General features: G+C 54.6%; 21 protein-coding genes, 1 tRNA gene and 1 pseudogene. 4 read left to right on the top strand and 19 right to left on the bottom strand.

Annotation, left to right across the window (positions count from 1 at the left end):
* Nucleotides 1–60: 60 nt before the first annotated feature.
* The 4 genes from Q0O07_RS04010 to Q0O07_RS03995 all read right to left on the bottom strand — a co-directional run bounded on the left by Q0O07_RS04010 (nt 61) and on the right by Q0O07_RS03995 (nt 4,428).
* Nucleotides 61–1,191 carry a DUF3089 domain-containing protein gene (locus Q0O07_RS04010; RefSeq protein WP_295490651.1) on the bottom strand — a complete coding sequence of 377 codons (1,131 nt, stop codon included), beginning with the start codon at nt 1,189–1,191 and terminating at the stop codon, nt 61–63.
* A 125-nt stretch (nt 1,192–1,316) separates the two neighbouring features.
* Nucleotides 1,317–1,886: a malonic semialdehyde reductase gene (locus Q0O07_RS04005; RefSeq protein ID WP_295490648.1), complete on the bottom strand. Its 570-nt coding sequence runs from the start codon at nt 1,884–1,886 to the stop codon at nt 1,317–1,319.
* Between the two features lie 4 nt (nt 1,887–1,890).
* Nucleotides 1,891–3,114, bottom strand: coding sequence for a cytochrome P450 (locus tag Q0O07_RS04000; RefSeq protein ID WP_295490645.1), 1,224 nt, complete (start codon nt 3,112–3,114; stop codon nt 1,891–1,893).
* Between the two features lie 84 nt (nt 3,115–3,198).
* Nucleotides 3,199–4,428, bottom strand: a complete 1,230-nt coding sequence (locus Q0O07_RS03995; protein ID WP_295490643.1) for an alpha/beta fold hydrolase — start codon at nt 4,426–4,428, stop codon at nt 3,199–3,201.
* 187 nt (nt 4,429–4,615) lie between these two features.
* On the opposite strand from Q0O07_RS03995, the gene Q0O07_RS03990 reads away from it, so the two are divergent.
* On the top strand, nt 4,616–5,905 hold the full coding sequence (locus tag Q0O07_RS03990) for a cytochrome P450 (protein WP_295490640.1): 1,290 nt from the start codon (nt 4,616–4,618) through the stop codon (nt 5,903–5,905).
* Between the two features lie 581 nt (nt 5,906–6,486).
* On the opposite strand, the pseudogene Q0O07_RS03985 reads toward Q0O07_RS03990, so the two are convergent.
* Both Q0O07_RS03985 and Q0O07_RS03980 read right to left on the bottom strand, forming a co-directional pair.
* Nucleotides 6,487–7,158: pseudogene (locus Q0O07_RS03985) on the bottom strand (electron transfer flavoprotein subunit alpha/FixB family protein); the annotation flags it as partial.
* Between the two features lie 54 nt (nt 7,159–7,212).
* Nucleotides 7,213–7,353 carry a DUF2256 domain-containing protein gene (locus Q0O07_RS03980; RefSeq protein ID WP_295490638.1) on the bottom strand — a complete coding sequence of 47 codons (141 nt, stop codon included), beginning with the start codon at nt 7,351–7,353 and terminating at the stop codon, nt 7,213–7,215.
* Between the two features lie 226 nt (nt 7,354–7,579).
* On the opposite strand from Q0O07_RS03980, the gene Q0O07_RS03975 reads away from it, so the two are divergent.
* Entirely contained in the window at nt 7,580–10,222 is a 2,643-nt protein-coding gene (locus Q0O07_RS03975; RefSeq protein WP_295490635.1) for a TonB-dependent receptor, read from the top strand.
* Nucleotides 10,223–10,525: 303 nt separating this feature from the next.
* Here the strand turns inward: Q0O07_RS03975 and Q0O07_RS03970 are convergent.
* From Q0O07_RS03970 to infA, 5 genes are all read right to left on the bottom strand, one after another.
* Nucleotides 10,526–10,600, bottom strand: a tRNA-Phe gene (locus Q0O07_RS03970).
* Between the two features lie 67 nt (nt 10,601–10,667).
* On the bottom strand, nt 10,668–10,847 hold the full coding sequence (locus tag Q0O07_RS03965) for a DNA gyrase inhibitor YacG (RefSeq protein ID WP_295490632.1): 180 nt from the start codon (nt 10,845–10,847) through the stop codon (nt 10,668–10,670).
* Complete coding sequence (locus tag Q0O07_RS03960) at nt 10,831–11,823, bottom strand: ribonuclease E/G (protein ID WP_295490629.1); 993 nt, start codon at nt 11,821–11,823, stop codon at nt 10,831–10,833. Before Q0O07_RS03960 ends, Q0O07_RS03965 begins: the two co-directional genes overlap by 17 nt.
* Complete coding sequence (locus Q0O07_RS03955) at nt 11,816–12,382, bottom strand: nucleoside triphosphate pyrophosphatase (RefSeq protein ID WP_295490904.1); 567 nt, start codon at nt 12,380–12,382, stop codon at nt 11,816–11,818. Before Q0O07_RS03955 ends, Q0O07_RS03960 begins: the two co-directional genes overlap by 8 nt.
* A gap of 27 nt (nt 12,383–12,409) precedes the next feature.
* Nucleotides 12,410–12,628 (bottom strand): translation initiation factor IF-1, encoded by a 219-nt coding sequence (gene infA, locus Q0O07_RS03950; RefSeq protein ID WP_125230427.1) that lies wholly within the window; start codon nt 12,626–12,628, stop codon nt 12,410–12,412.
* 180 nt (nt 12,629–12,808) lie between these two features.
* Here infA and Q0O07_RS03945 point away from each other — a divergent pair, with 180 nt between their 5' ends.
* The gene (locus Q0O07_RS03945) at nt 12,809–15,520 is read left to right on the top strand and encodes a hypothetical protein (RefSeq protein WP_295490626.1); all 2,712 of its coding nucleotides are present in this window, start codon (nt 12,809–12,811) and stop codon (nt 15,518–15,520) included.
* 76 nt (nt 15,521–15,596) lie between these two features.
* Here Q0O07_RS03945 and Q0O07_RS03940 read toward each other — a convergent pair whose 3' ends face one another.
* The 8 genes from Q0O07_RS03940 to Q0O07_RS03905 all read right to left on the bottom strand — a co-directional run bounded on the left by Q0O07_RS03940 (nt 15,597) and on the right by Q0O07_RS03905 (nt 23,099).
* Entirely contained in the window at nt 15,597–17,723 is a 2,127-nt protein-coding gene (locus tag Q0O07_RS03940; protein ID WP_295490624.1) for a sodium-translocating pyrophosphatase, read from the bottom strand.
* A 134-nt stretch (nt 17,724–17,857) separates the two neighbouring features.
* On the bottom strand, nt 17,858–18,775 hold the full coding sequence (gene thiL, locus Q0O07_RS03935; RefSeq protein ID WP_295490621.1) for a thiamine-phosphate kinase: 918 nt from the start codon (nt 18,773–18,775) through the stop codon (nt 17,858–17,860).
* A gap of 56 nt (nt 18,776–18,831) precedes the next feature.
* Complete coding sequence (gene nusB, locus Q0O07_RS03930; RefSeq protein ID WP_295490619.1) at nt 18,832–19,296, bottom strand: transcription antitermination factor NusB; 465 nt, start codon at nt 19,294–19,296, stop codon at nt 18,832–18,834.
* Entirely contained in the window at nt 19,293–20,582 is a 1,290-nt protein-coding gene (gene hisD / locus Q0O07_RS03925; protein ID WP_295490616.1) for a histidinol dehydrogenase, read from the bottom strand. Before hisD ends, nusB begins: the two co-directional genes overlap by 4 nt.
* Entirely contained in the window at nt 20,569–21,225 is a 657-nt protein-coding gene (hisG, locus tag Q0O07_RS03920; RefSeq protein WP_295490614.1) for an ATP phosphoribosyltransferase, read from the bottom strand. Before hisG ends, hisD begins: the two co-directional genes overlap by 14 nt.
* 98 nt (nt 21,226–21,323) lie before the next feature.
* Nucleotides 21,324–22,238: an alpha/beta hydrolase gene (locus Q0O07_RS03915; protein WP_295490612.1), complete on the bottom strand. Its 915-nt coding sequence runs from the start codon at nt 22,236–22,238 to the stop codon at nt 21,324–21,326.
* 18 nt (nt 22,239–22,256) lie between these two features.
* Nucleotides 22,257–22,775, bottom strand: a complete 519-nt coding sequence (locus tag Q0O07_RS03910; RefSeq protein ID WP_295490611.1) for a hypothetical protein — start codon at nt 22,773–22,775, stop codon at nt 22,257–22,259.
* 45 nt (nt 22,776–22,820) lie between these two features.
* Entirely contained in the window at nt 22,821–23,099 is a 279-nt protein-coding gene (locus tag Q0O07_RS03905) for a BolA family transcriptional regulator (RefSeq protein WP_295490609.1), read from the bottom strand.
* A 43-nt stretch (nt 23,100–23,142) separates the two neighbouring features.
* Here Q0O07_RS03905 and Q0O07_RS03900 point away from each other — a divergent pair, with 43 nt between their 5' ends.
* Nucleotides 23,143–23,739, top strand: a complete 597-nt coding sequence (locus Q0O07_RS03900) for a J domain-containing protein (protein WP_295490607.1) — start codon at nt 23,143–23,145, stop codon at nt 23,737–23,739.
* Nucleotides 23,740–23,786: the final 47 nt, after the last annotated feature.

Here is a 23,786-nt window from a genome sequence, read left to right as displayed (position 1 = left end):
GGGTGCTGGGCCCATAGCCTGCCCTGCAACGGCATTTGGTACGTCCCGGGAACAACTAATTCACGGCCTGCTCTTTTCCCAGGCGGATAGTTGAATCCCGATTAAATCGACCATATCCTGCTGTACGATGTTGATATCAAGCAGATGCAAACCCCAGTCTTTGGCGATCATGGGACCAAATTTTAGGTCGCCGCCCGGGTCAAGGACCCGTCCATTTGGAAGCCCCAGGCTAAGCCTTACGGCGAGATAATTTGCGCCATTTGCGGAAACGCACTGCCCTGAATACAGTCCGGGCACGCTTACGTGGCCGGTTGTGATCAGCTTCTGGTCACTCGTCCACGATGTCGGAGACACTGCCATGTCAGCGCCGACACTCTCCCTTGGAAGCACAGCTTGCAAAGGAGCATTGCCGCCACTCAGTTTAGCCGGATTGGTGCAAGCGACTTCGCGGTCCGCAATGTCAGTACGTCCAAATCTTGCGTTTATAGGCGGAACAGCAGCCTCCCTAAATGTTACCCACGCCAGAACACAGCCAGTTTGATCCGACTTGCGGCACAGCGGTGTAGATTTAAAGTCACCACCCAGCTCTTTACCCTTCGCAACCAGCACATTCGTTCCTGCCAGCATCGCCGAGAGCATTAATTTCTGAGTTGGCTTGCCATCGATTTCTTCCGCAACGAGCCGTTTTAGCAATCCCGCGCCCTGACTATGACCGAGGAGCACAAACGGCCGCCCCTGGTTATCGGTCGCAAGATAATGCCGCCAAGCATCCCGAACATCGTTATAATTAAGTTCGCGGTCGGTCGAAATTGGCTTTCCCATCAGTAATGCGCGTAGTGCCGAGATCGTCACCGAGCGATAGATCGGCGCAAAGGTCCGGCATGTTTCACCGAATCGGGCAAATTGCGTCTCGATGACCCTGCGTTCCTCATCATTGGCAACCATGTCGCTATTACCCCCCTCATCGGAAGATAAGGTGGGATAGACAAAGAAGCAGTCAGCTTTGGGATTTCTAGCCTTTGTCGATTTGCGGACGGCGATGGTTCCGTCCGCTGCGATCGCGGTGATGTCGGTATTGACCGTGCACGCATCCCGGCGACCGGGTCGGCATAGCCAGTTTTGCGCAAGACTATAGTCATTCGGAATCGGATTCGTGGCTGCTGCCGCCGCAATAAGCAACGTCGTAATCATAGCGTTATCCTCTCACCGAAATTTCAATAAGAATGCCTTCCATCAAAGGCATTTGCAAGGGGGCATGAATGTCACAGAGTGACCTAGGTGATACCAAAACGCTATTGTGTGAATCGGCCATCCGATCAATCAATCACACATGCCTCGTCGAAAGTAAGGCGTGGATTACGCGAATGTTGCCCGGCTTTTGCACCATAACCAAGGTTGCAGATAAAATTTACCTTCCAGCGGCCATCAGGGAAAAATTCTGCATTAATTTTCTCGGATTCAAAACCAGACATTGGTCCGCAATCCAGCCCGAGCGCGCGGGCGGCGATAATCATATAGGCGCCTTGCATTGGTACATTCCGCGCGATCAGATCTTTCGCTGATGCTTCGTTATTTTGAAACAAAGCTTTGAAATCGCGCGCTGGGTATAATTGCGGCATAAATTCGTAAAAGCGCGTGTCGCCCGCGATAATTGCCGTCACTGGAGCCGACTTCACCTTTTCGATATTGCCCGCGTTCACGCACGGTAACAGCCGGGCTTTTGCTAATGGCGAAGTCACAAACACAAACCGCGCTGGACAGCTATTGGCGGAGGTTGGTCCCCATTTTAGACTATCATATAGGATCCGCAACAGCTCGGGGGAAACCGCTCGATCTTCAAAATCACCGAAAGTCCGTGCATCTTTGAACAGGCCGGAAAGCTCCAATGGTTTACCAAACTAGGGGAAGCGTTACCGGCTGCAATATGCCGCCAGTGTGAGTTTGAACAACCGCGTCGTCGGCGATGCGGAACTCGGGTATCGTAGCAAGAAATTCTTCAAGCGCGATCCGCATTTCACGGCGCGCCAAGTGCATGCCCACGCACAGATGCGGGCCATAGCCAAAGCTCATATAACGCGATTTGCGGTCCAATATCACCTGATCGGCATTGTCATAAGCTTCCGGATCGCGCCCGGCGAGGCTGGTGGGCATCGCGATTTTGTCACCCGGTTGGAAAGTAACGCCGGCGACCGTCACCGGCTTTGCACACGTCCGGAATGTCGTCACGGCGGGATAAGCGCGCATCAACTCTTCTATCGCATCGGGGATCATCGATGGGTTGTTGCGTAGTGTATTTTGATGATTGGGATGTTCGGCAAGATGACGGAACTGCCACGCGATGTTGGTTGATACGGTATCCATACCGCCGATAAACAGGTTGAAAGTGAAGCCAACCAATTCATCATTGGTCAGCGCACGACCGTCGATTTCGGCGGTGACGCCGTAGCTGATAAGGTCGTCGCGTGGATTGGCCTTGCGGTCGGCAATCTCGCCACGTAGATAATCTACGACCTTGCGCGTGCTCGCGGCGATGACGCCCAGGTCGTTGGTGTGCAGCAGCCCCATTTCCCATTCGAGAAATTCAGCCGTCATTTCAAGCGGAAGCCCCATCAGTTCAAGGAACACTTTGATCGGGAATTCAAAAGCAAAGTCAGCCATGAATTCGCAACTGCCCTTCGCCTTAATCGCGGCGCAATATTCACGGGCATATTGCCGGATTTTCTCGTCCAGCACGTTGATTTTTTTGGGCGTAAAAATGGGGTTAACGAACTTACGGTACAGTGCATGCATCGGCGGGTCAGTTTCGGCAGGAAGCGAGCTCCACGTCTCACCCACCAGCAACGCAAAGGGCGCAAAATCCTTGTTGGAAAAACTGTCAGTATCGTAATAAATTGTCTGCAAATCCTCAACTCGCCGGACAATCCAAGCGGGCGTCCCACCTGGATACGCATCAAGAGAATAGAAGATCGGTGGCATCGTGCGGTGAATATCGGGAATGATCCGGTCAAACGGATTTTCATCTATAGTGCCGCCCATTTTGATCGGATAGTCGCGAACCAGATCGTTGGGTACGTGGGCTGGAGCTTCGGTAACCTGAACGCCAAGCATGGCCATTTTCTCCCAATACAATGGAGGACACTTATGCAATACCAACGGCATCGCTACCTACCAAGGGACAGGATTTTAGCTCGCTTACCCTCAGGCAAAATGCAATCTACGGTATTTACCGCGGAAATATAGCAAAGGATCACGCCGGGGCTCAAACATAGCCTTAAGCACGCGACCGACAAGGATAAAGTGGTCGCCACCGTCGTGCAAAGCATCGCGTTCACATTCAAAGCTGCTCAGAGACCCTGTGAGGACCGGCGTACCGAACTCGCCGACTTCCCATGGTGTGTTGGCGAACCGGTCTTCACCTTTGCCGGCAAAACGGTTCGACGTTGGTTGCTGACCAATCTGCAACACATTGACAGCAAAGTGGTCTGCGTTCCGCATGATTGGGGCGCTGCCAGCGGCGTTTGCGATGCAAACAAGCAACAATGGCGGATCGAGTGATACGCTGGTGAAACTGTTAGCGGTCAATCCAATGGGTTTACCCATCGGATCCATCGCAGTGATGACAGTAATCCCGGTGGCAAAACAACCCAAAGCGTCGCGAAACGTTCGTGCGTCTGAACCTTTACGAAATTCTGGTACAAAGCGCGGCTGTTTGCGTTCAAGAAAATCTAGCAGCAAACCATTAAAGCTATCCACACGCTCGGCGGTAACAAGAAGACCGCTATCTTCGACCTCGACAGATTCGGCATCGGACAACTGGCTAACGAAGGCCGCTGCCTGCTCGCTATTTGCAAGTTCACTGAGCGCGCCACGCACGAACAAAACCGGGATGTTGATTTGCGGAGCCGCCAGCGCGATCCGATCGGTCACCCCAGTCATCTCGAACTGGTCAAAAATCCGCACATCAAATTCTGGGTTGCCAAGACTTGACGTCACTGACTCACGAAGCTTTTCCGACGCTGCTTTGGCCATCGCAACATCATCTGTCGCTGGCAGATCAACAAGCACGAGCCCAGCGGCCAGCGTTGCAGCCTCGTCTGCCAACGCGATTGTTGCGATCCATCCGCCCAGCATGGCGGCAACGACAACCGGCCTTGTGCGCATCTGCGACAGAACTGCGCGCAAATCTTCGACGTAGGCGTCAAAGTCATAACGTCCATCTTCTGGCCATTCGCTGCCGCCATGCCCACGCAAATCGAGATTGATGACATGGCGACCGGCTTGGTGCAGCGCGTCGGCAACATCCGCCCAAACTTTTCGCGTCTGCCCCCCACCATGAAGCAATAAGATCGAAGGATCATCTGCCGACCCAATATCATCAGCTTCGATACGAATACCTGCGAACCCCTTGAATTCACGCATATAACTCATAACAATCGACTCCGTACCTACCCGCAACCTATATTTCCGACCGTTGCATAATGCCGATGTACACAGCCAGCGATCCAAGCAAAATTGGACTTTACGGCCGTCAAACGAACATACCTTATGACAGGTGCATGAGCGCGCTAGACTCAGCTTTAACAACAGAAATAGAGCAGGATATGAAAGCCAGATCATGAGCAACGTGAAACTCGATCCGCTTGACCAGATGGTCGCCGATTATTCACTGGTCACTAACGGATATTCAGGCAAAGCGCCAAACAACCCTTACCCCATGCTCGCCGAAAAACGCCTCAAATGTCCGGTGATGCACGGAGATATTCTACTGGAAAATATGATCCCCAGCATGGCCGATTATATGATGACCGGCCGGCCGACGATAAGCTTGTTTCGCTATAAGGATATTCATGCCGTCCTTGTGAATCCGAAAGACTGGTTGAGCTATATCGTCGGCGACGGCTTTGGTGCGGCTGTGGATAACATGCTGCTCACTGCAATGGATGGCGAAGAGCATGACAAATTCCGCGCTACGCTACAAAAACCCTTCATGCGGTCCGAAATCCGCAAGCTGGTAGAGACGATGATCCGTCCTGTAGCGGTAGATGAATTTGTCGACCGGTTGCGGCCCAACGGTAAAGCAGATCTTCTGCGGGAATTTGCATTGCCCTTCCCGATCCGCGCGATATACGCCTATTTCGGCTTCCCACATGAGGAAGAACTGCTCTCGAACCTCGCAAGCTGGGCTATTCAGGTCGTCGCTGCACCGCAGGCCGATCCAGAGGTAGCCAAAATCACTGTCCCGCAATCGATGGTGGCCGGGCAATCAATGTACGATACGTTGTTGCCCGTAGTGCAAGCCTACCGCGCACGCGGCGAGATGCGGGTAGATATTCTCGGTCATATGATGCAAGTCGAACATGAGGGTCAATGCTTCACCGATGAAGAGATTGCAGCCTTCATTCGGATGCTGCTGCTCGCCGCCGGGGAGACGACAACGCGTAGTATTGCCAATATGGTCGTGCAATTGCTCGAAAATCCCGATGTACTTGAAGAGGTACGTAATGATCGTACGTTGGTTCCCAAAGCCGTAATGGAAACCATGCGGCGCGATCCGACTGCAGGTGCAGTCGCGCGGATTGCGGCTAGAGACATGGAAATCAATGGAACGCCGGTCTCCAAGGGAACGGCAGTGGTCCTTTCGATTGCAGCGGCCAACCGCGACCCTGAAAGCTATGAAGACCCCGACCGGCTTTGGCTAAAACGACCAATGCGGCCGCTCCTTAGCTTTGGCTTTGGCCCTCATATGTGCATGGGAATGCATATGGCGCTGGCGGAGATGGAGGTTGCGCTTGATGCTATCCTCGACCTACCTAATCTCCGCTTTGATCCTGCTTTTGCACATCCCGAGATCAGGGGTCTAAATATGCGCGGACCGGATGCCTTGCATGTGCTTTGGGATGTATAGGGCCGCTCTGCATCGCATAACTTTATCGGGTTAACATAGCCTGCGTCACATTTATCCTACTGAACCACACTCTCCGCGGGCACGATGTACAAACAGTTGTTTGGCAGTTCCGCTGCGATCTTCACAAAAATGACTAATTCAGATGTGGCCGCGGTGGAACCAACGACACCTGGGGTTAACTGCTACTGAGACAAGAAAATGGTCCCTGCCCGTGCACTGGTGCCACGGAGCCAGTTGACGACAATTGGATCGTTTATACTGACAGCAAAGTGGTTCCGTCCATCTCCGTCCTCCGGTTCTACTGCGCTCCACCTTCGCCCAGCACTGGCCAAGGAGGCGATTATGCAATAACAATCGCGGCGCCCTCCTGATTGCGGGCCGGTCAATTCCATCAGAGTTCTCAACCTAAATTCAAATCATTTGATAATTATCGAAGGCAGCCTGGCAATCGTCAAATTGAAATGCAAGCGCACTATTTTTGAAAAAGCGTTAATAGCGAAACTTCCCACGGCGTAGTTCAACATTAAGCTCAAAAAGCCCCGCCGGTTTGGGAGGAGCTTAGATTTTGACGGAATGGTGCCTTACAACTTGCCGACCAACTCAGGAACGACCGTAAACAGGTCACCAACGAGGCCAATGTCTGCGACTTGGAAGATCTGTGCGTCTTCGTCCTTGTTGATGGCGATGATGACCTTGGAGTCCTTCATGCCCGCAAGATGCTGGATCGCGCCGGAGATGCCTACTGCGATATAGACTTCAGGGGCAACGATCTTGCCGGTCTGGCCGACCTGATAGTCATTGGGGACATAGCCCGCATCGACAGCAGCGCGGCTTGCGCCAACGCCTGCACCAAGCTTGTCAGCGAGGGGCAGGATGACGTCGCTGAACGTCGCCGAGTCCTTGAGCGCGCGGCCGCCGGATACGATGATCTTGGCCGATGTCAGTTCAGGGCGTTCCTGCTTGGCGATTTCCGCCGAGATGAATGTCGACGTTCCTGCATCGCCGCTGCCCGAGACAGCTTCGATGGTGGCTGAACCGCCGCTTTCTTCTGCCTTGGCAAAGGCCGTACCGCGCACGGTGATGACCTTCTTGGCATCGGACGGTTGAACCGTGGCAATTGCGTTACCGGCATAGATGGGGCGCGTGAACGTGTCCGCGCTTTCAACGCTGAGGATGTCCGAGATTTGCATGACATCCAACAAAGCCGCAACGCGCGGTGCGATGTTCTTGCTGTTCGATGTGGCTTGCGCCACTTTCAGACCGCGCATCATTTTTGGGCCAGTCAGTGGTTTTCTGCCGGTGTGCGTCTATCGCGCCTTGCGGCACCGGTCGGAACAGTAAAGAACATTATCCCAATCCTTCGCCCATTTCTTACGCCAGGCGAACGGCTTTGCACAGGCCGCACATATTTTTGATGGAAGGTCAGATTTTTTGACCATTTTGGGCATTTGCTATCCAGATCGCTAAGGGGCGGTAAAAAAGTTCGTTACATTTTTATCGCATATGCGACTATATTTTTGCGAATGACACTAAGCAATTGCTGCGCAGCATTTGTCTCGTTAATACCTCTAAATGCTTAACGGCGGCTCGGGGGGGTGCTGGAGGCAATTTGAAATCTCATCCCCGATAAGAACCCTGGTAAAACAGGATAGAATGAACAACAGGAGAGTGAATATGAAACTGGGAAATCATCTGCTGAAGGCGGCCATGCTGTCGACGATCAGCATCGCTTCGCTGAGCGCTGGTTCAGCTGCCTTTGCACAAGACAACGCGCCACAAGCCAGCGACGACGTTGATGAAGAGGTCATCATCGTGACTGCAACGAAGCGCGAGCAGACACTTCAAGAAGTGCCAATTTCGGTTTCGGTCACAAGCGGAGAAGCAATTGCGCGTTCGCAAGTTCGCGACCTAATCGACTTGCAAACACTTGTGCCATCGCTCAGGGTTTCACAGCTTCAAACTTCGGCAAACACCAATTTCATCATTCGCGGCTTCGGCAACGGGGCTAACAACGCAGGTATCGAACCATCGGTGGGTGTTTTCATTGACGGCGTGTATCGTTCGCGGTCGGCAGCACAAATTGGTGATTTGGCCAATATTAGCCGGGTTGAAGTGCTGCGCGGTCCGCAATCAACGCTATTTGGCAAAAACGCATCCGCTGGTATCATCAACATTGTAACTAAAGCGCCCCAGTATGAATTCGGCGGTGGAGCCGAAGTATCTTACGGCAATTATAACGCGATTGTGGCTCGTGCCAATTTAACTGGGCCGATCGCCGAAAACGTTGCCTTTGCGGTGGAAGGAAATTACAACAAACGCGATGGGTACATGAACGCCGTCAATCTCGGAACAAACCCCAACAACCGCAACCGCTGGGGCGTTCGAGGCCAATTGCTCATAGAACCAAACGATGCGCTGAAGTTCCGCGTAATTGCAGATTACGACAAGCTTGATGAGGAATGCTGTGGCGTAGTCAATGTTATCAATGGTGCCACGGGTGGCATTATCAAAGCCATCGGTGGCAATATAAATGGCGACCAGCCTTTTTCATACGATACCTTCCAGAATCTCGACTCAACGAATAAAATTAAAAATTATGGCTTTTCCGGTCAAGCCGATCTGGAATTAAGTGATACGTTGTCACTGACGAGCATCACTGCATATAGGGGTGTTGACAGTCTTACCAATCAGGATTCTGATTTCACCAGTGCCGACCTATTAAGAAAAAATACCTCGGACACTGGAATAAAGACATTTACTCAAGAACTTCGATTGGCATCAAATTTTGATGGCCCTATTAACTTCTTGCTGGGCGGGTATTATTTCGACGAGAAAATCGACATCGCTAACGATATTGAATATGGCGCTCAATTCCGCGCTTATGGCAATGCGCTCATTCAAGGCGCTTCTTCTGGCGCACTGAGCTATGCGACTTTAGAAGGAGCGTTTGGCACGTTTGAAGGAAACGCTGCCAAATATGCAGGTCAATTCGGAGCTGCTGGACAAGGCTTGGACGAGGCTTTCACCTTGAAAGATACAGCATATTCGATTTTTGGCACAGTCGATTTCGAGGTTACTGACCGATTGACACTGACTGGTGGCTTTAACTACACCAAGGACAAGAAACGCTTCAGCGGCAATGTCGTTTCGACTGATGTTTTTTCCGGCATCAACTTCGATGCGCCAGCTTATGCAGGTTTCCGGCAGACACTCTTATATCAGGGTGCTTTGGCAAAGGGGGTTGGAACAGCTCTCGGGTTACCTGGCAACGCTAGCGCTGCTCAGATAACGGCATTTGCAACAAACCCGACCACTAACCCAACATATAACGCCATAAATGCAGGGGCGACGTCATTTGCAGCGACCAACGCCAACGTTCCCGCGGCAAATCCGCTCAATGGCTTAAAGCCGTTACAATTTCTTCCGCCATTCTTGAATTTTCCGAATGCGGTCGAAAATGGTAAGACGGATGACGGTGACCTGTCATACAGCGTCCGTCTGGCGTATGAGATCAGTGACAATCTCAATGCTTATTTAAGCTATGCGACAGGCTTTAAAGCAAGTTCGATAAACACCTCGCGAGACAGCCGCCCAAGTTCAGCAGATCAAGCTGCTCTGACATCTGCCGGCCTGCTGCGCGTCAATCAAAGCTACGGTTCGCGGCTTGCCGGGCCAGAAGATGCAACCGTGTATGAATTTGGCTTAAAGGGCAAATTCGACGGCTTCGGCTTCAACCTCGCAATCTTTAAACAAGCATTGGAAGGGTTCCAAAGCAATGTTTTCCGCGGGACAGGCTTTGTTCTGGGGAATGCCGAAAAGCAGTCCACGAAGGGCGCTGAAATTGATGCGACAATCTCGCCCGCACAAGGGCTAGATTTCACGGTGGCTTATACATATCTCGACCCCCTATACGATAAATTTACCGGTGGGTCTGCATTTGGTCCTAATAAAACTACCATTACGACTAATCTAACTGGCCTAGTGCCAAGCGGCATTTCAAAGCACAGCGTTTCCGTCGGTGGAACGTACAAAATTGATGCTGGTAACGGTAATGCAATTATCCTGCATTCCGATTATCTTTGGAACAGTTCCTATCAGATCGCTAACGGCCTAGCAAACGAGGCAGCGCCAGAGTCCCTAAATGCTTCCGTTGCCTTCGCACTCGAAAATGGCTTGGAATTAAGCATATGGGGCCGCAACTTGACCGAGCCCAAATATAATACAGCGGTTTTCCCTTCAGTTGCTCAAGCTGGCAGCGTGTCGGGCTATCCTTCGCCACCAAGCTTTTATGGTGCATCGGTGAAGTACAAGTTCTAATATCCTGAATTCTTCAGGTAAAAAGGAGCCGGGGCAGCCATCGCTGCTCCGGCTTTTTCTTTAGCGGCGGCATAAGCGCGCGTATTATCTTGAAGTTGTTTGTGCCCTGCACGCCTTTGGCTCGGGAATGATGCAATGCCGTCACTTGTTATCCTGAAATAAATTCAGGATGACGAACGGGTTGTTTATGAGGCCCACGATTGCGGTGATCATAAGAATGACCGCTATTAAACTATCCCCTCGTCATCCCGAACTCGTTTCGGGATAACGCAATACTGTCGCCTGATATCTTTACCGGAAAAATGGTGCCCGAGGGCGGATTTGAACCACCGACACGCGGATTTTCAATCCGCTGCTCTACCCCTGAGCTACTCGGGCTACGCGGCGAAAACCGCGTGGGAGCGCAGCCTATAGAGAGGCGATGCGCCTCTTGGCAAGCGCAAAATCAGTCGCCGCCGTCGGAACCGATACTATCTTCATAATCGGCCAGCGGCCCCGGCACGCGATAGCCTTCGTCCAACCATTTCAACAGGTCGCGGTCCTTGCATCCCTGACTACAAAAAGGCTTGGATACCGCCACTACGGGCTTTCCACAGAGTGGACATACATTAGCTTTGCGCGACATGGACATGGCCATAGCCTGCGGCCTTTTCATCTGCAACCACGACCATATCCGCGCCCGCAAGACGGACAGCTGCCGCGCGCCATCCCGCCCATTGTTTGGACTGCAGTAACGTCGCAACCTCAGGCTGCGCTGTCACCGTCCGCGTGCCAAAGCCCTTTGACTGGGCCACTGCGCGCAACAGCCAATAGGCTTGTGTCTCGTCCGACAGCGCAGCGATACGCGTGCCAAACAGTTGGTCGAGTATCGATGGCCTTGGCCGCGCCCGCACGACTTGCATCATGCCATAGCCATTAATGGCCGTGCGCTCGAACGGACGCGGGTCCGCCAAGGACGCGGCATCAAAGGCTTCGGCAATTTGCGTGCGTTGGGCCTTGGACTCCATCGACACAAAATCGATCAGGACCATCGCGCCCACTTGGAAAAGACGCAGCAGGCGCGCAACTTCGGTCGCAGCGACCAGATTGATGGCGAACGCATCACCGATACCGTCAATGTCGAACACCAACCCAGCCTTAGTGCGCTGAAAGCTTGTGCTAACGTCGCCGAGTTGTGATTGGCCAGCAATGGCGACGTCAAAGCCATCGGCGATTGACGCGTTGATTGCAGATTGACCAAGAGACGCCACACGCGCGTCCCACAGGGCCTCTTTGCCGATCAGGGGTTCATCATGCGCGCTATCCCGCAATAATATCTCTGGTGGCTTAATACGCCCCGGCTCCGCTATGGCTTCGCGCGTCACTTCAAAAGATATGCGCGCGCCGTCCGGCTGGTTGATCTTGCTGCGTAACAAAAGCGTGCTTCCATCGTCGGCAACCACATAAGCGCCCGACGGCGTTTTGCGGTCAATACGGCCAATGCCACATTCACCCAAAGCCCATAAAGCGTCGCGCTGAATATGGATTTCAACGATATTTCCGTTTTCGACAACCGCCGCGCGGCGCTCGCCCGGCGCATCATCGCGATATATATCAGTCAAGCGGATAGCCCGAAGCGCGCAATAACGCGCGTGTCTCATATAAGGGCAGACCAATCACGCCGGAATGGCTGCCCGCCATCCAATCGATTAACGCCTCCGCCCTGCCCTGAATGGCATAGCCGCCAGCCTTGCCCAACCCTTCGCCGCTATCGATATAGCTTTCGATTTCGTCTGCCGACAGGCGTTTGAAACGCACGATGCTGTCGCAAATCCGGCTACGCATCCGACCATTTCCGTCAATGACGGCGACGGCGCTGAGAACATGATGGCGGCGGCCGCTGAGCAGGTTCAGAAAACCGCGTTGCATGTCGGCATCGGCAGCTTGCGGCAATATCCGGCGGCCAACGGCGACCGTAGTGTCGCCTGCGACCACAATCTCGCCAGCGTCGCGGAGCACGGCAACCGCCTTCTCCTGTGCCATGCGCAGCGCATAGACACGCGGGACCTCGCCCTTGCGGGGTGTCTCGTCGATATCGGGGGACGCGATGCGCGCAGGCGTGATACCCAACCGCCCGAGAAGATCTCGGCGACGCGGGCTTGATGAGGCCAATATGAGCATGGGGTTCAGACCCAAGGTCTGCCGCCCTTATTTAAAGCGGTACGTGATCCGGCCTTTGGTCAGATCATAAGGGGTCAGTTCGCACAGCACTTCGTCACCCACGAGAACGCGGATACGATTCTTGCGCATCTTTCCGGCGGTATGGCCCAAAACTTCATGGCCATTTTCAAGTTCGACACGGAACATAGCATTGGGCAGCAATTCACGCACTGTCCCACGCATTTCGAGTAATTCTTCTTTTGCCATTCGGCCCCTTAAATCTTTAAAAATTCAACGTTGCAGCGCCTGTAAACCTAATGTTGGAAAAAGGGAAGCGCTACAGTATAATCGCTTCATTGCGAGAAAAAGCGAAGCAGTTTAGACGCCCGGCCTTGAATTTCGCGTTATGCTTACAACTTAGCATCGATATAAACTGAGCTTCTCCCCATGCCAATTTCCCGTTTGAGTGCAATCTTGCTCGCGTCAACCGCTGTTCCCGTTGTGGCGTTGGATGACGTCCAAAACACGGGCAGCACCGTCGCCATTGCCGATGATGATGTCGAAGAAGCTTTAAAAGCCCCGCCTTCGCGCGAAATCGTCGTTACGGCGGAACGCATTAGGGGGTCTGTGGACACCGACGTCCCGCCCGTCGAGGAGTTGAACGAAGCAGACATCACGGCCTTGGGCGCGTCATCGCTGACGGACCTTGTCGCCGCGGTTGCACCGCAGGCCAATTCGGGGCGTGGACGCGGAGGTGGCATGCCGATCATCTTGCTGAATGGCCAGCGCGTATCCGGTTTCCGTGAGCTACGTGACTTGCCGCCCGAAGCCATTCGTCAGGTTCAGATTTTCCCAGAAGAAGTCGCGCTAAAATATGGTTTCCGTCCCGATCAACGGGTGATCAACTTCATCTTGAAGGACAATTTTGCCTCCTTCGCCACGGAATTTGAACATGCCCAGCCGCAAGATGGTGGCTTTGCCAATAATGAATTTGAAACGACGCTGACGCGTATTGGCAAAACCACAAGGTTTAACTTGGATGTTGAGCTGGAACGCTCGACGGCATTGACCGAGAGCGAACGCGACCTGATTTCTTCGGATAGTTCGGTATTGGCGCGTGGCGGCAATATCAGCGGCCTTGGACTCAATGGAGAGATATCGCCCGCCTTAAGCAGGCTTGCCGGAGGCAATGTGACCAAGGCTGGCGTCCCATTGGGCCTATCCAACCCAAATTTGGCACAATTTGTCGGCACGGCAAATCGCCTGAATGACGGGAATATCGGCGATGTCCGGACATTGCTGCCCCGCACCGAACGGCTTGAAATGAACGGCACATGGAGCCGGTCACTTGGTCCGCAAACAATATTGTCGTTGAACGCCAATTATGCGCTCAGGGGTAGCGAATCTTTGTTGGGTTTGCCCGGCGCAAGCTTCATCCTGCCCGGCAGCAGCCCGTTTTCACCCTTTGGCCAGGATGTCACACTCAGCCGCTATTTCGACACGCCACGCCCCCTTGAACGCGAAAGCGAAACACATGTGTTCCAGACGGGCAGCACGTTCAACCACGCGTTCGGCGGGTGGCGCTGGACATTGACGGGCAATTATGCCCGCACCGCAAATGACACACGCACCACGCGCAACGCGGATTTTACCGCATTGCGCGCTGCTGTGCTTGCAGGAACCATCAACCCGTTTGCTGGGGATTTCGGTGCGAATTTGCTATTCTTGGCGCCTGATCTCGCCAACAGCCTGAACCAGAATATGGACCTGCGCAGCACCTTTGCTGGAACAGTGCTCAAATTGCCCGCAGGCGATGTGCAAATCACATTGGCGTCGGGGCTTACCCGGCAAACTCTGGACAGCGAAACATGGCGTTCGGGGGTCACGACTGACATCTCCTTGCGCCGGAACATCATGAACCATTCGGTCAACGCCGAACTTCCGCTGACGAGCCGCGATTTCGGCCTTGGCTCCGCGATTGGCGAATGGTCGGTCAATGGCAATATCGGCTATAGCGACCTATCCGATTTCGGAAAGCTGTTGGAATATGGCGCTGGTCTGCGCTGGGCCCCTGCGCGCAACCTGACATTTCAGGCATCAATCACAGGTGACGAAAATGCGCCAGCCATTGGTCAGTTGGGCAACCCGACTTTGGTGACGCCCAATGTAGCAACCTATGATTTTACGCGCGGCGAAAGCCTGTTCATCAACGTCATTACGGGCGGAAACTCAACCTTGGTCGGCGAAAAACGCCGCGATGTCATATTGAACGCGAATTGGAATCCCGAATTCATCAAGGATTTCGCACTGCAATTCAGCTATTTCAAGAACAACAGCCGCAACACAACGGCCGCATTCCCCTTGCTGACGCCAGAGATTGAAGCCGCCTTTGCCAGCCGCGTCGTGCGTGATATCAATGGCCGCTTAGTCAGCATCGACCAACGTCCGGTGAATTTCGACCGTGAAACGTCACAGCGGATCCGCTGGGGCTTTAACGTGTCAGGCAATATCGGCGCGGTCACGCCCCCACGTGGACCAGCAAGTGGCCCTCCTCCTGCTGCCGCGTCAGGTGCGCCCGGCGCGCCTCGTGCTGCAGGCGGCGGCTTTGGTGGCGGTGGACGTTTTGGCGCGTCCAGCGGCGGTAGCCGTTTTGGCGCACCCAGCGGCGGCCAACCCAGCCGCTGGAACATCGCCTTATACCACAGCTACCGCATAGAAGACGAAATCCGTATCCGTCCGGGCGTGCCTGTGCTCGACCTGCTCAATGGTTCAGCCACCAGCAGCAATGGCGGCGCGTCACGGCATGAGGTCGAGCTTTCAGGCGGCCTGTTCCACAAGGGCTTTGGTTTCCGACTGCAAGGGACCTACAAAAGCGCCACAACTGCCAACGGCACCGGCCTTGTCGGCAGCAATGACCTGCGGTTTAGCGACATTGCCGCCATTAGCGGATTTCTGTTCATCAACATGGATCAGCAAGCGCGCGTCATAAAGGCCTTGCCGATGCTGAAAGGTAGCCGCATTTCGTTCCGGGTCGAAAATATTCTGAACGACATTGTCGATGTCCGCGACCAGAATGGCAACGTACCTTTGGGGTATCAGCCGGGCTACACAGACCCGCGCGGCCGGGTATTTGAATTGAGTTTCAGAAAGCGGTTCTAGACTATCGGGCCAGCGTATAAAAAACCCCGCCGGAATTGCTTCCAGCGGGGCCTTAAAGCTTAATTTTCTTTAGGCGTTACATGCCGCCATGGGCCAGTGCCGCCAAGAGGAGCAAGGCCACGATGTTCGTGATCTTGATCATTGGGTTCACGGCTGGGCCAGCAGTGTCCTTATATGGGTCACCCACAGTGTCGCCGGTTACAGCTGCCTTATGGGCCTCCGAACCTTTACCGCCATGGTGGCCATCTTCGATATATTTCTTGGCATTATCCCATGCGCCGCCACCCGAAGTCATCGAGATCGCAACGAACAGACCGCCGACAATCACACCGAGCAAAAGCGCGCCGAGAGCAGCGAAGCCCTGTGCCGGACCAGCCACCCAGCTGATCACGAAATACACAATGATTGGTGCCAGTACCGGCAGCAACGAAGGAATGATCATTTCGCGGATCGCTGCCTTAGTCACCAAATCAACGGTGCGGGCATAATCGGGCTTTGAAGTGCCATCCATGATCCCGGGATTGTTGGCGAATTGGTCACGAACGTCCTTCACCACTTCACCAGCAGCCTTGCCAACTGCAGTCATACCCATTGCTCCGAAGAGATATGGCAACAACGCACCCAGCAACAGACCGACGATGACATAAGGGTTCATCAGCGTGAAATCGACGCCACCTTCTGCAAGGCCGAGTTTCTCGGAGTAGAACGCCAAGTCAGCGGTATAAGCACCAAACAAAACGAGCGCCGCCAGAGCCGCTGAACCGATGGCATAGCCCTTGGTCACAGCCTTGGTAGTGTTACCCACAGCGTCGAGCGCATCGGTCTTTTCACGAACCGATTTGTCCATTTCAGACATTTCAGCGATACCGCCTGCGTTGTCGGTAACTGGACCATAAGCATCAAGCGCCACGACCATACCGGCCAAAGCCAGCATCGAGGTTGCAGCGAACGCAATACCGATAATGCCCGCCAACTGGAACGAAACGATGATACCGACACAGATGACCAAAGTTGGCAGTGCGGTTGATTCAAGACTGATCGCGAGACCCTGAATGACGTTGGTGCCGTGACCGGTTTCCGATGCCTTGGCAATCGAACGGACCGGACGATAGTTGGTGCTGGTATAATATTCGGTGATCCAGACCAAAAGCCCGGTGACGGCCAAGCCAACCATCATCGAATAGAATAATGCCCAACCCGTGAAACCGCCGGTGCTGTAAGTCACTACGGCATTCATATCGCCGCCGAGCGTCTGGTATGTGACATAGCCAATCGCCGGAATCGAAGTGACTGCGGTGACCAAAAAGCCCTTATACATGGCGCCCATGATGTTGGTACCGCCGCCCAAACGAACGAAAAAGGTTCCCAAAATCGACGTCAGAATGCAGATACCGCCAACAACCAATGGCAAAGACATCAGGTTCAACAGTTCGGCCGCTGGCATCGTGGCTGGCATCAACAAGGCAAGCAAAACCATAGTTGCGCCAATGGTCACAACATAGGTTTCGAACAAGTCAGCCGCCATACCGGCACAATCGCCAACGTTATCGCCGACATTATCGGCAATCGTCGCAGGGTTGCGAGGGTCATCTTCCGGAATATTTGCTTCGACCTTACCGACGAGGTCAGCGCCGACATCCGCAGCCTTGGTAAAGATACCGCCACCCAGACGCGCGAAAATCGAAATCAGCGATGCACCGAACGCCAATGCCAGCAAACCGTCGATAACGGGGCGGCTGTTCGGAAGGTTCATCGTGACTTCAGTGAGATAATAGAAGAAACCAGCAATCGCCAGCAAAGCAAGGCCAGCCACGAGCATACCCGTGATCGCACCAGCATTGAACGCCATCGTCAGGCCTTTTTGAAGGCTCTCGCTAGCAGCCTGCGCCGTACGGACGTTGGCGCGAACCGAGATGTTCATCCCGATAAAGCCTGTCGCGCCAGACAACACAGCGCCAAGCACGAAGCCGACCGCAGACAGCGGGCCAAGGAAAACACCGACCAGAACCGCAACGATCACGCCAACAATAGCAATAGTGCGATATTGGCGCGCCAGATATGCGCCGGCGCCTTCTTGGATAGCAGCTGCAATTTCTTGCATCCGCGGTGTACCGGCCGATGCAGCAAGCACCGAGCGGCTTGTTATAATTCCATAGAGCACGGCAACAAGCCCGCACAGTATAGCCATAATTGACAAAGACATAAACTGTCCCTTCCCCGTTTTTCTTAACTAGAAACTTTCCCCAGCGTACCCGAAAAGGCACCCAAGCGGCTGCGGTATAGGGTGGCTTTGCAGTCTGACGCAACCCATAAAACGGCCTTGTGAGCCGGTTTGGCTTATTGATGTTGATAACCAAGGGTGGACGGCAGTTTTACCGGATTCCCGCCTTGGTTTAAAATCAGGCCGCCGCCGGCAACCACATGGCCAACGGCCGTTGCGCGCAATGGTATCGCGACTTCGGGCGATGCGGTGAACAGCAATTGATAATCATCGCCCCAGCTTGCCGCCTGCATCCGGCTTTCAAGGCTGTCGCTACGATAGCTGATATAGAGCGGCGACAAGGGCACGCACGCAAGGTCAATTTCTATGCCAATCTGGCTGGCGGTCGCCAATCGTTCGGCATCGAGCAGCAAACCATCTGACACATCCATCATCGCGGTGACAATCGGCGCAAGCTTTTGGCCGTCGGCCACCAGGGCGACTGGCCGGTTGAACGCATCCGCCAGCGGTCCAACTTCGTCAAAACCAGCGTCAATCAGCTCAAATCCCGCCAAAGCATCGCCGAGCGTCCCCGTTACATATATTATGTCGCCAATTTGCGCACCCGACCGTGAAGGGACCGGACGATGCGTTGCCCTGCCCAAAGCGGTCAGCCCAAGCGCACGTTTATCCCCGCGATTGGCAACGGTATCTCCGCCAAGCAAGGCGACGTTATAATGCTTAAGTGCCTTTTCCAAGCCAGCGGCAAATGCCCTGTCCCACGCATCATCGCCCAGCATGAAGCCAAGCAGCACGCCGATGGGCGCTGCCCCCTTTGCGGCCAAATCGGACAGGTTGGATGCCAATAACTTCCACGCCACATCGGCTGGATTGGCGTTCGACCGGAAATGCACGCCCTCCGCCATCATGTCATGCGTAATAATCAACGACGCGTCGCCGATGTCGATCACCGCAGCGTCATCCATTAACCCACGCGCCGCAGGGTCAGTGGCAAAGCCACGCAAAAGGTTGATGAAGCTGGATTCGGTGGTCATGGGGAATCGTTACCGCATTGCGAGGACATGCAGAACCATATTCAAGTCAGCGCCGTTCAGCGAACGCGCACGTCCTTTGCAACGGCGTCCAACAAGCCATTGACGAACTTCGCGTCCTTCTTGTCAAAAAACGCATGGGCGACGTCGAGATATTCGTCGATGACCGTCGCGGTTGGCACATCTGGCCGCGCGATTAACTCATAGGTACCGCACCGCAAGATTTGGAGCATCGTCTTGTCCAGACGGTCCATCTTCCATTTCTCACCCAGCTTGCCATCGACCAGTCCGTCAATTTCCACACGCCGCGCATCAACGCCCGAGACAACATCATCGAAAAAATCGGGGTCGGCATCGGCATATTGCGCGTCTTCAATTTCCTGCCCCAGCCGGTGCGAATGAAATTCATTTAACAGGCGGGCGATACCGATGTCTTCCATATCCATTTGATATAGCGCCTGCACCGACGCCAGACGCGCCGCCGAACGGGATTTGGATTTGGCACTGGCGTTATGCGCACTCATAATCTTTTCCTGACACTCGCCGCATGGGCGGGTAAACCTTCGGCATCGGCAAGCGTTGCTGCCGCCGGACCAATTTTATGGATAGCGCGTTGATCGAGCGCAATGAAGCTGGTCCGCTTCATGAAATCGAGCACAGACAGGCCAGACGCAAAGCGCGCGCGCCGTCCGGTGGGCAATACATGATTTGGTCCAGCGACATAATCGCCAATCGCCTCGGGCGTCATACGGCCCAAAAAGACCGATCCAGCGTGGCGAACAAGGTCAAACAGCCGTTCTGCGCGGTCATCATCGACCGCAAGCTCCAAATGCTCCGCCGCCAGCCGGTTGACCAAAGGCATTGCGCCTTCCAGATCAGCGACCACGATAATCGCGCCAAAGTCCGTCCAACTGGCCCGCGCAACCGCCCCCGTGGACAGCGTCGCGATTTGCGCATCGACTGCCGCCGCGACTTGGGTGGCAAATTCGGCATTGTCGGTGAACAATATCGACTGGCTCGTCGGGTCATGTTCGGCCTGACTTAATAGGTCCGCTGCAATCCATTCGGGGTCATTTTGCGCATCGGCCACCACGACAATTTCCGACGGCCCAGCCACCATGTCGATGCCAACCACACCATAAAGCTGCCGCTTGGCCTCAGCCACCCAAGCATTACCGGGGCCAGTGATGACATCGACGGGACGGATACGTTCGGTTCCATAAGCCAAAGCCGCGATTGCCTGCGCCCCGCCGACGCGCCAGATTTCGTCGACACCCGCCACATAAGCCGCTGCCATAACGGTCTGGTTGCTTTCACCGCCGGGTGTTGGCGTGACCATGACGATGCGTTCAACGCCAGCCACCTTGGCCGGAATGATATTCATCAAAACGGAGGATGGATAAGACGCACGGCCACCGGGGACATAGACCCCCGCCGCATCAACCGCTGACCAGCGCGCGCCTAAACGCACATTGTCACTGTCACGATAATCGCGGCCCTCTGGCAATTGCGCGGCATGATAGGCCTCAATCCGCTTTGCCGCGAGCGTCAGCGCGTCGCGCAATGCAGGCTCGAGCGCGTCATAGGCCGCCTTGCACTGCGCCGCGTCAATCTGCCACCCTGCTTTGTTCAGGTCAAAACCGTCAAAACGCTGCGTCATTTCCGCCAGCGTCACATCACCATGTGCGCGCACATCGCGGATCGTTTGCGTCACGGCGCTCGACACATCGGCGTCCGCCTCACGCCGGCCATTTACCAACGCGTCAAATGCATCCGCAAAACCAATGTCAGAGGAATCAAGCCGCTGCACGTGCGCCCGTCAATTCCCGGAAACGTTGCACCATAGCCGGAATAGTCCCGCTCATCATCTTATACGCCGCGCGGTTGACAATCAGCCGCGCCGATACTTGGCTAATAACCGCCGTTTCGACGAGGCCATTTTCGGCGAGCGTCTTGCCCGACGACACCAGATCCACAATCCGCCCCGAAAGCCCAAGCGAAGGGGCAAGTTCCATCGCACCATTCAACTTCACACATTCGGCCTGAATACCGCGCGCGTGATAATAACGGCTGGTCGTGCCGGGATATTTGGTGGCCACGCGGATATGCCCGCCATTGACATCGTCAGGCACGCCCTGCGGCATCGCCACCGATATGCGGCAACGGCCAATGCCCAAGTCCACCGGCGCATACAGCTCCGAATAATCAAATTCATCGATGACGTCCGAACCGACAATGCCAATTTGCGCCGCGCCGTGGGCCACAAAGGTCGCCACATCGAACGCGCGGACGCGAATGATGCTGATCGCCGGATCATTGGTCGCGAACAAAAGCGCGCGGCTGGCGTCGTCAAAGAAGGCCGCTTCAGGCTCTATACCCGCCGCGTGCATCAACGGCAAAGCCTCGTCGAGAATCCGTCCCTTGGGGATTGCAAAGATGATTGGTTCAGTCACAATGACCGCGCTTTACGGGTCGCGAGCGGAAAGGGCAATATGGCAGAAAATATAGGCGCCTATGATTTAGGGTCGGGTTTATTCTGCGCGGGGAACGTTTAACCCAAAAATGCGTCCATCGCCGCGTTGACCGCATCGGGCTGTTCCCAAATCACGAAATGCCCGCAATTTTCGACCGGTACGATCGTTACGTCGGGCACAAGCTCTTGTATGCCATCAATGTTGCTGGACGGCAAAGCCAGGTCATCCATCGCCCAAATTAATAAGGTCGGAATCATCAACTGCGGAAACGCGCCCGCAGCAAAGGCGGGGATTTGGACATCCTCGTCCATCGCTGGCACATATAATGCAGACGCACGATACCAATTGAGCATCCCGAAACAGGTGTCACGGTCGGTCCAATCGGCCAATAAAGCGGCGCGCTCCTCGGGCTCCATCGCGTTGGGCTTGTCCCATTTAATCGTTTTCAACATCAAGCCGGTCAGGCCCTGTTCCTGCACCAACGCATCATTGGCCGGATCGCGAAAGGCGCGAATATATTGGCTGGATTCGCGCTGATTCATGTCGGTGATCAACAGCCGCTGGAAAATATAGGGATGCGGGGCATTGGCGATAATCGCGCGCGGCACCCGCCCTGCCCACGCGGGATTGAACGCGCCAGCTTGCCCATTTAACGCAACACTCCACGCAATCGCCCCGCCCCAATCATGGCCAGCGATGATGAATTCCTGCACATGCAAGGCATCGGCCAGTGCAAAGATATCAGCGGTCAGCTTGTCCGCGGTGTAGGCATCCACCTCTTTGGGCTTTGACGTCCCGCGATAACCGCGCTGATCGGGCGCGATGCAGTAAAAACGGTCGGCAAAATGCGCGATCTGGTGCCGCCATGTGCGATACGATTCGGGAAACCCGTGCAGGAAAATAATCGTCGGATTCTTGGGATCACCGGCCGTAAATACATCCATGTCTATGCCCGTCGACAGCGACAGGCGATGCGGGGAAAGTGCGATCATGTCTTTTGGCCCTGTTGCTTAGCTAACCCGCTTCACGCGGATGCCCCGCCCGTTCATCACCAGTAAGAAGCTGCCAAGCGCGCCGCGTTTAATGATAAAGGCTTTGCCATCTTTCAAAAGCAAGGGTGTCGCTTCCATTGTCTGCCAGACCCCTGCATCTTTGACGGTGAATTGGTATTTGCCGGCACCAATGGATTGTACGCCCGCCAGATCGCCTTCTATCTGTTTAAATTCGGCTTCCTGCTCTGCATCGCTTTCCCCAAAAAACGGAATTTTGGGTAAGGAAAAACCGAATAAAGACTTTTTGGTTTTGCGGACATCATCTTGGTCCAGCATGACAATCTGCCGGTTGTCGGTGGCATCTTCCAATGCCTTAGTCGCCGCATCGAAGCACGCAAGACGCGCGGTGGCATCTGCCACGGCGCGACACGCAACGATGTCGGTGTACACCTTCGGTCGGTTTGTCTTTGTGTCGGCGGCAAAAGCAGGCGAAGCGCATAAAGCAACCAAAAGAACAGCTTGAGTCAATTTAGGCATATATTCGTCTCCTATCTGGGCCGATGTTTTGCTGTCGTAGAATAGCTAAATCTCGCCGGGTGCACTAGCCTTGATCGCCAGCGCATGGACGCGCGTTCCGGGAATATCGCCCAGCGCCTTGTTCACCATCCGCTGCCGCATCAGGCGGGCAACGCCGGTAAAGGCCGCGCTTTCAATTTCGATGGTGAAGTGGGATTCGCCCGACCCATCATCGCCGCTATGGCCGTGATGTTTGGCGCTGTCGTTAATGACGGCAAGGCGGGTTGGCGCAAATGCTGTTTCAAGCAGCATTTCCATTTCAAGTTGTGCACGACCTTTTTTCATCACCTGCTCTTCCCATATGGCAGGTTTTTCGCCAAGGAAAATCATGGCCTCCGAGCGTTCCACTGACCGATTTCACGGCCGCATTCACGGCGCGGGGCGGCAATGCGTCTATCCGCGCTGCGGCGAAGCGGGGGAATTTCGCGCGCCTGATCCGCGGGGACAGGCCGCATCGGCCAACGGCCCGGGTGACTATCAATATCTCTGCCTTGACCATGTGCGGCAGTTTAACGCGGGCTATAACTGGTTTGCGGGCATGACTGCAGATGAAATTTCCATGGCGCAAAGTCCGACACAATTCTGGCCCAGCGAAGCGCGCGCTTTTCGCGCCAATGGCAATGTCGATTCGCCACCGAAATGGGCGGATTTTACAGACCCGCTGGATGCTATCTCCACACGGTTCCGGTCGCGCCTACCCAAAGAGCGGGCCGATGGCCATTTTCTGTCGCCAGAGGACCGTAAAGCCTTGCGGACGCTAGGGCTTGGAGAGGATGCCGACCGCCGCGCCTTGCGCAGCGCCTATTCGGCGAAGGTGCGCGCTTATCATCCGGACAAAAATGGCGGCAACCGCTCTTATGAAAAGGCTTTGCAAGACGTGATTGCTGCCTATACGCACCTTAAAACTTCGCCCGCTTTCATTTGACGAGAATAACATGACTGACATCCCAAATATCCAACCCGACAGCCGCG

It is taken from the genome of Sphingorhabdus sp. EL138 (assembly GCF_945890115.1).
Classification (GTDB): domain Bacteria; phylum Pseudomonadota; class Alphaproteobacteria; order Sphingomonadales; family Sphingomonadaceae; genus Sphingorhabdus_B.
The sequence above is the reverse complement of the archived record's forward strand: the minus strand, read 5'-3'. Positions and strand labels throughout refer to the sequence as shown.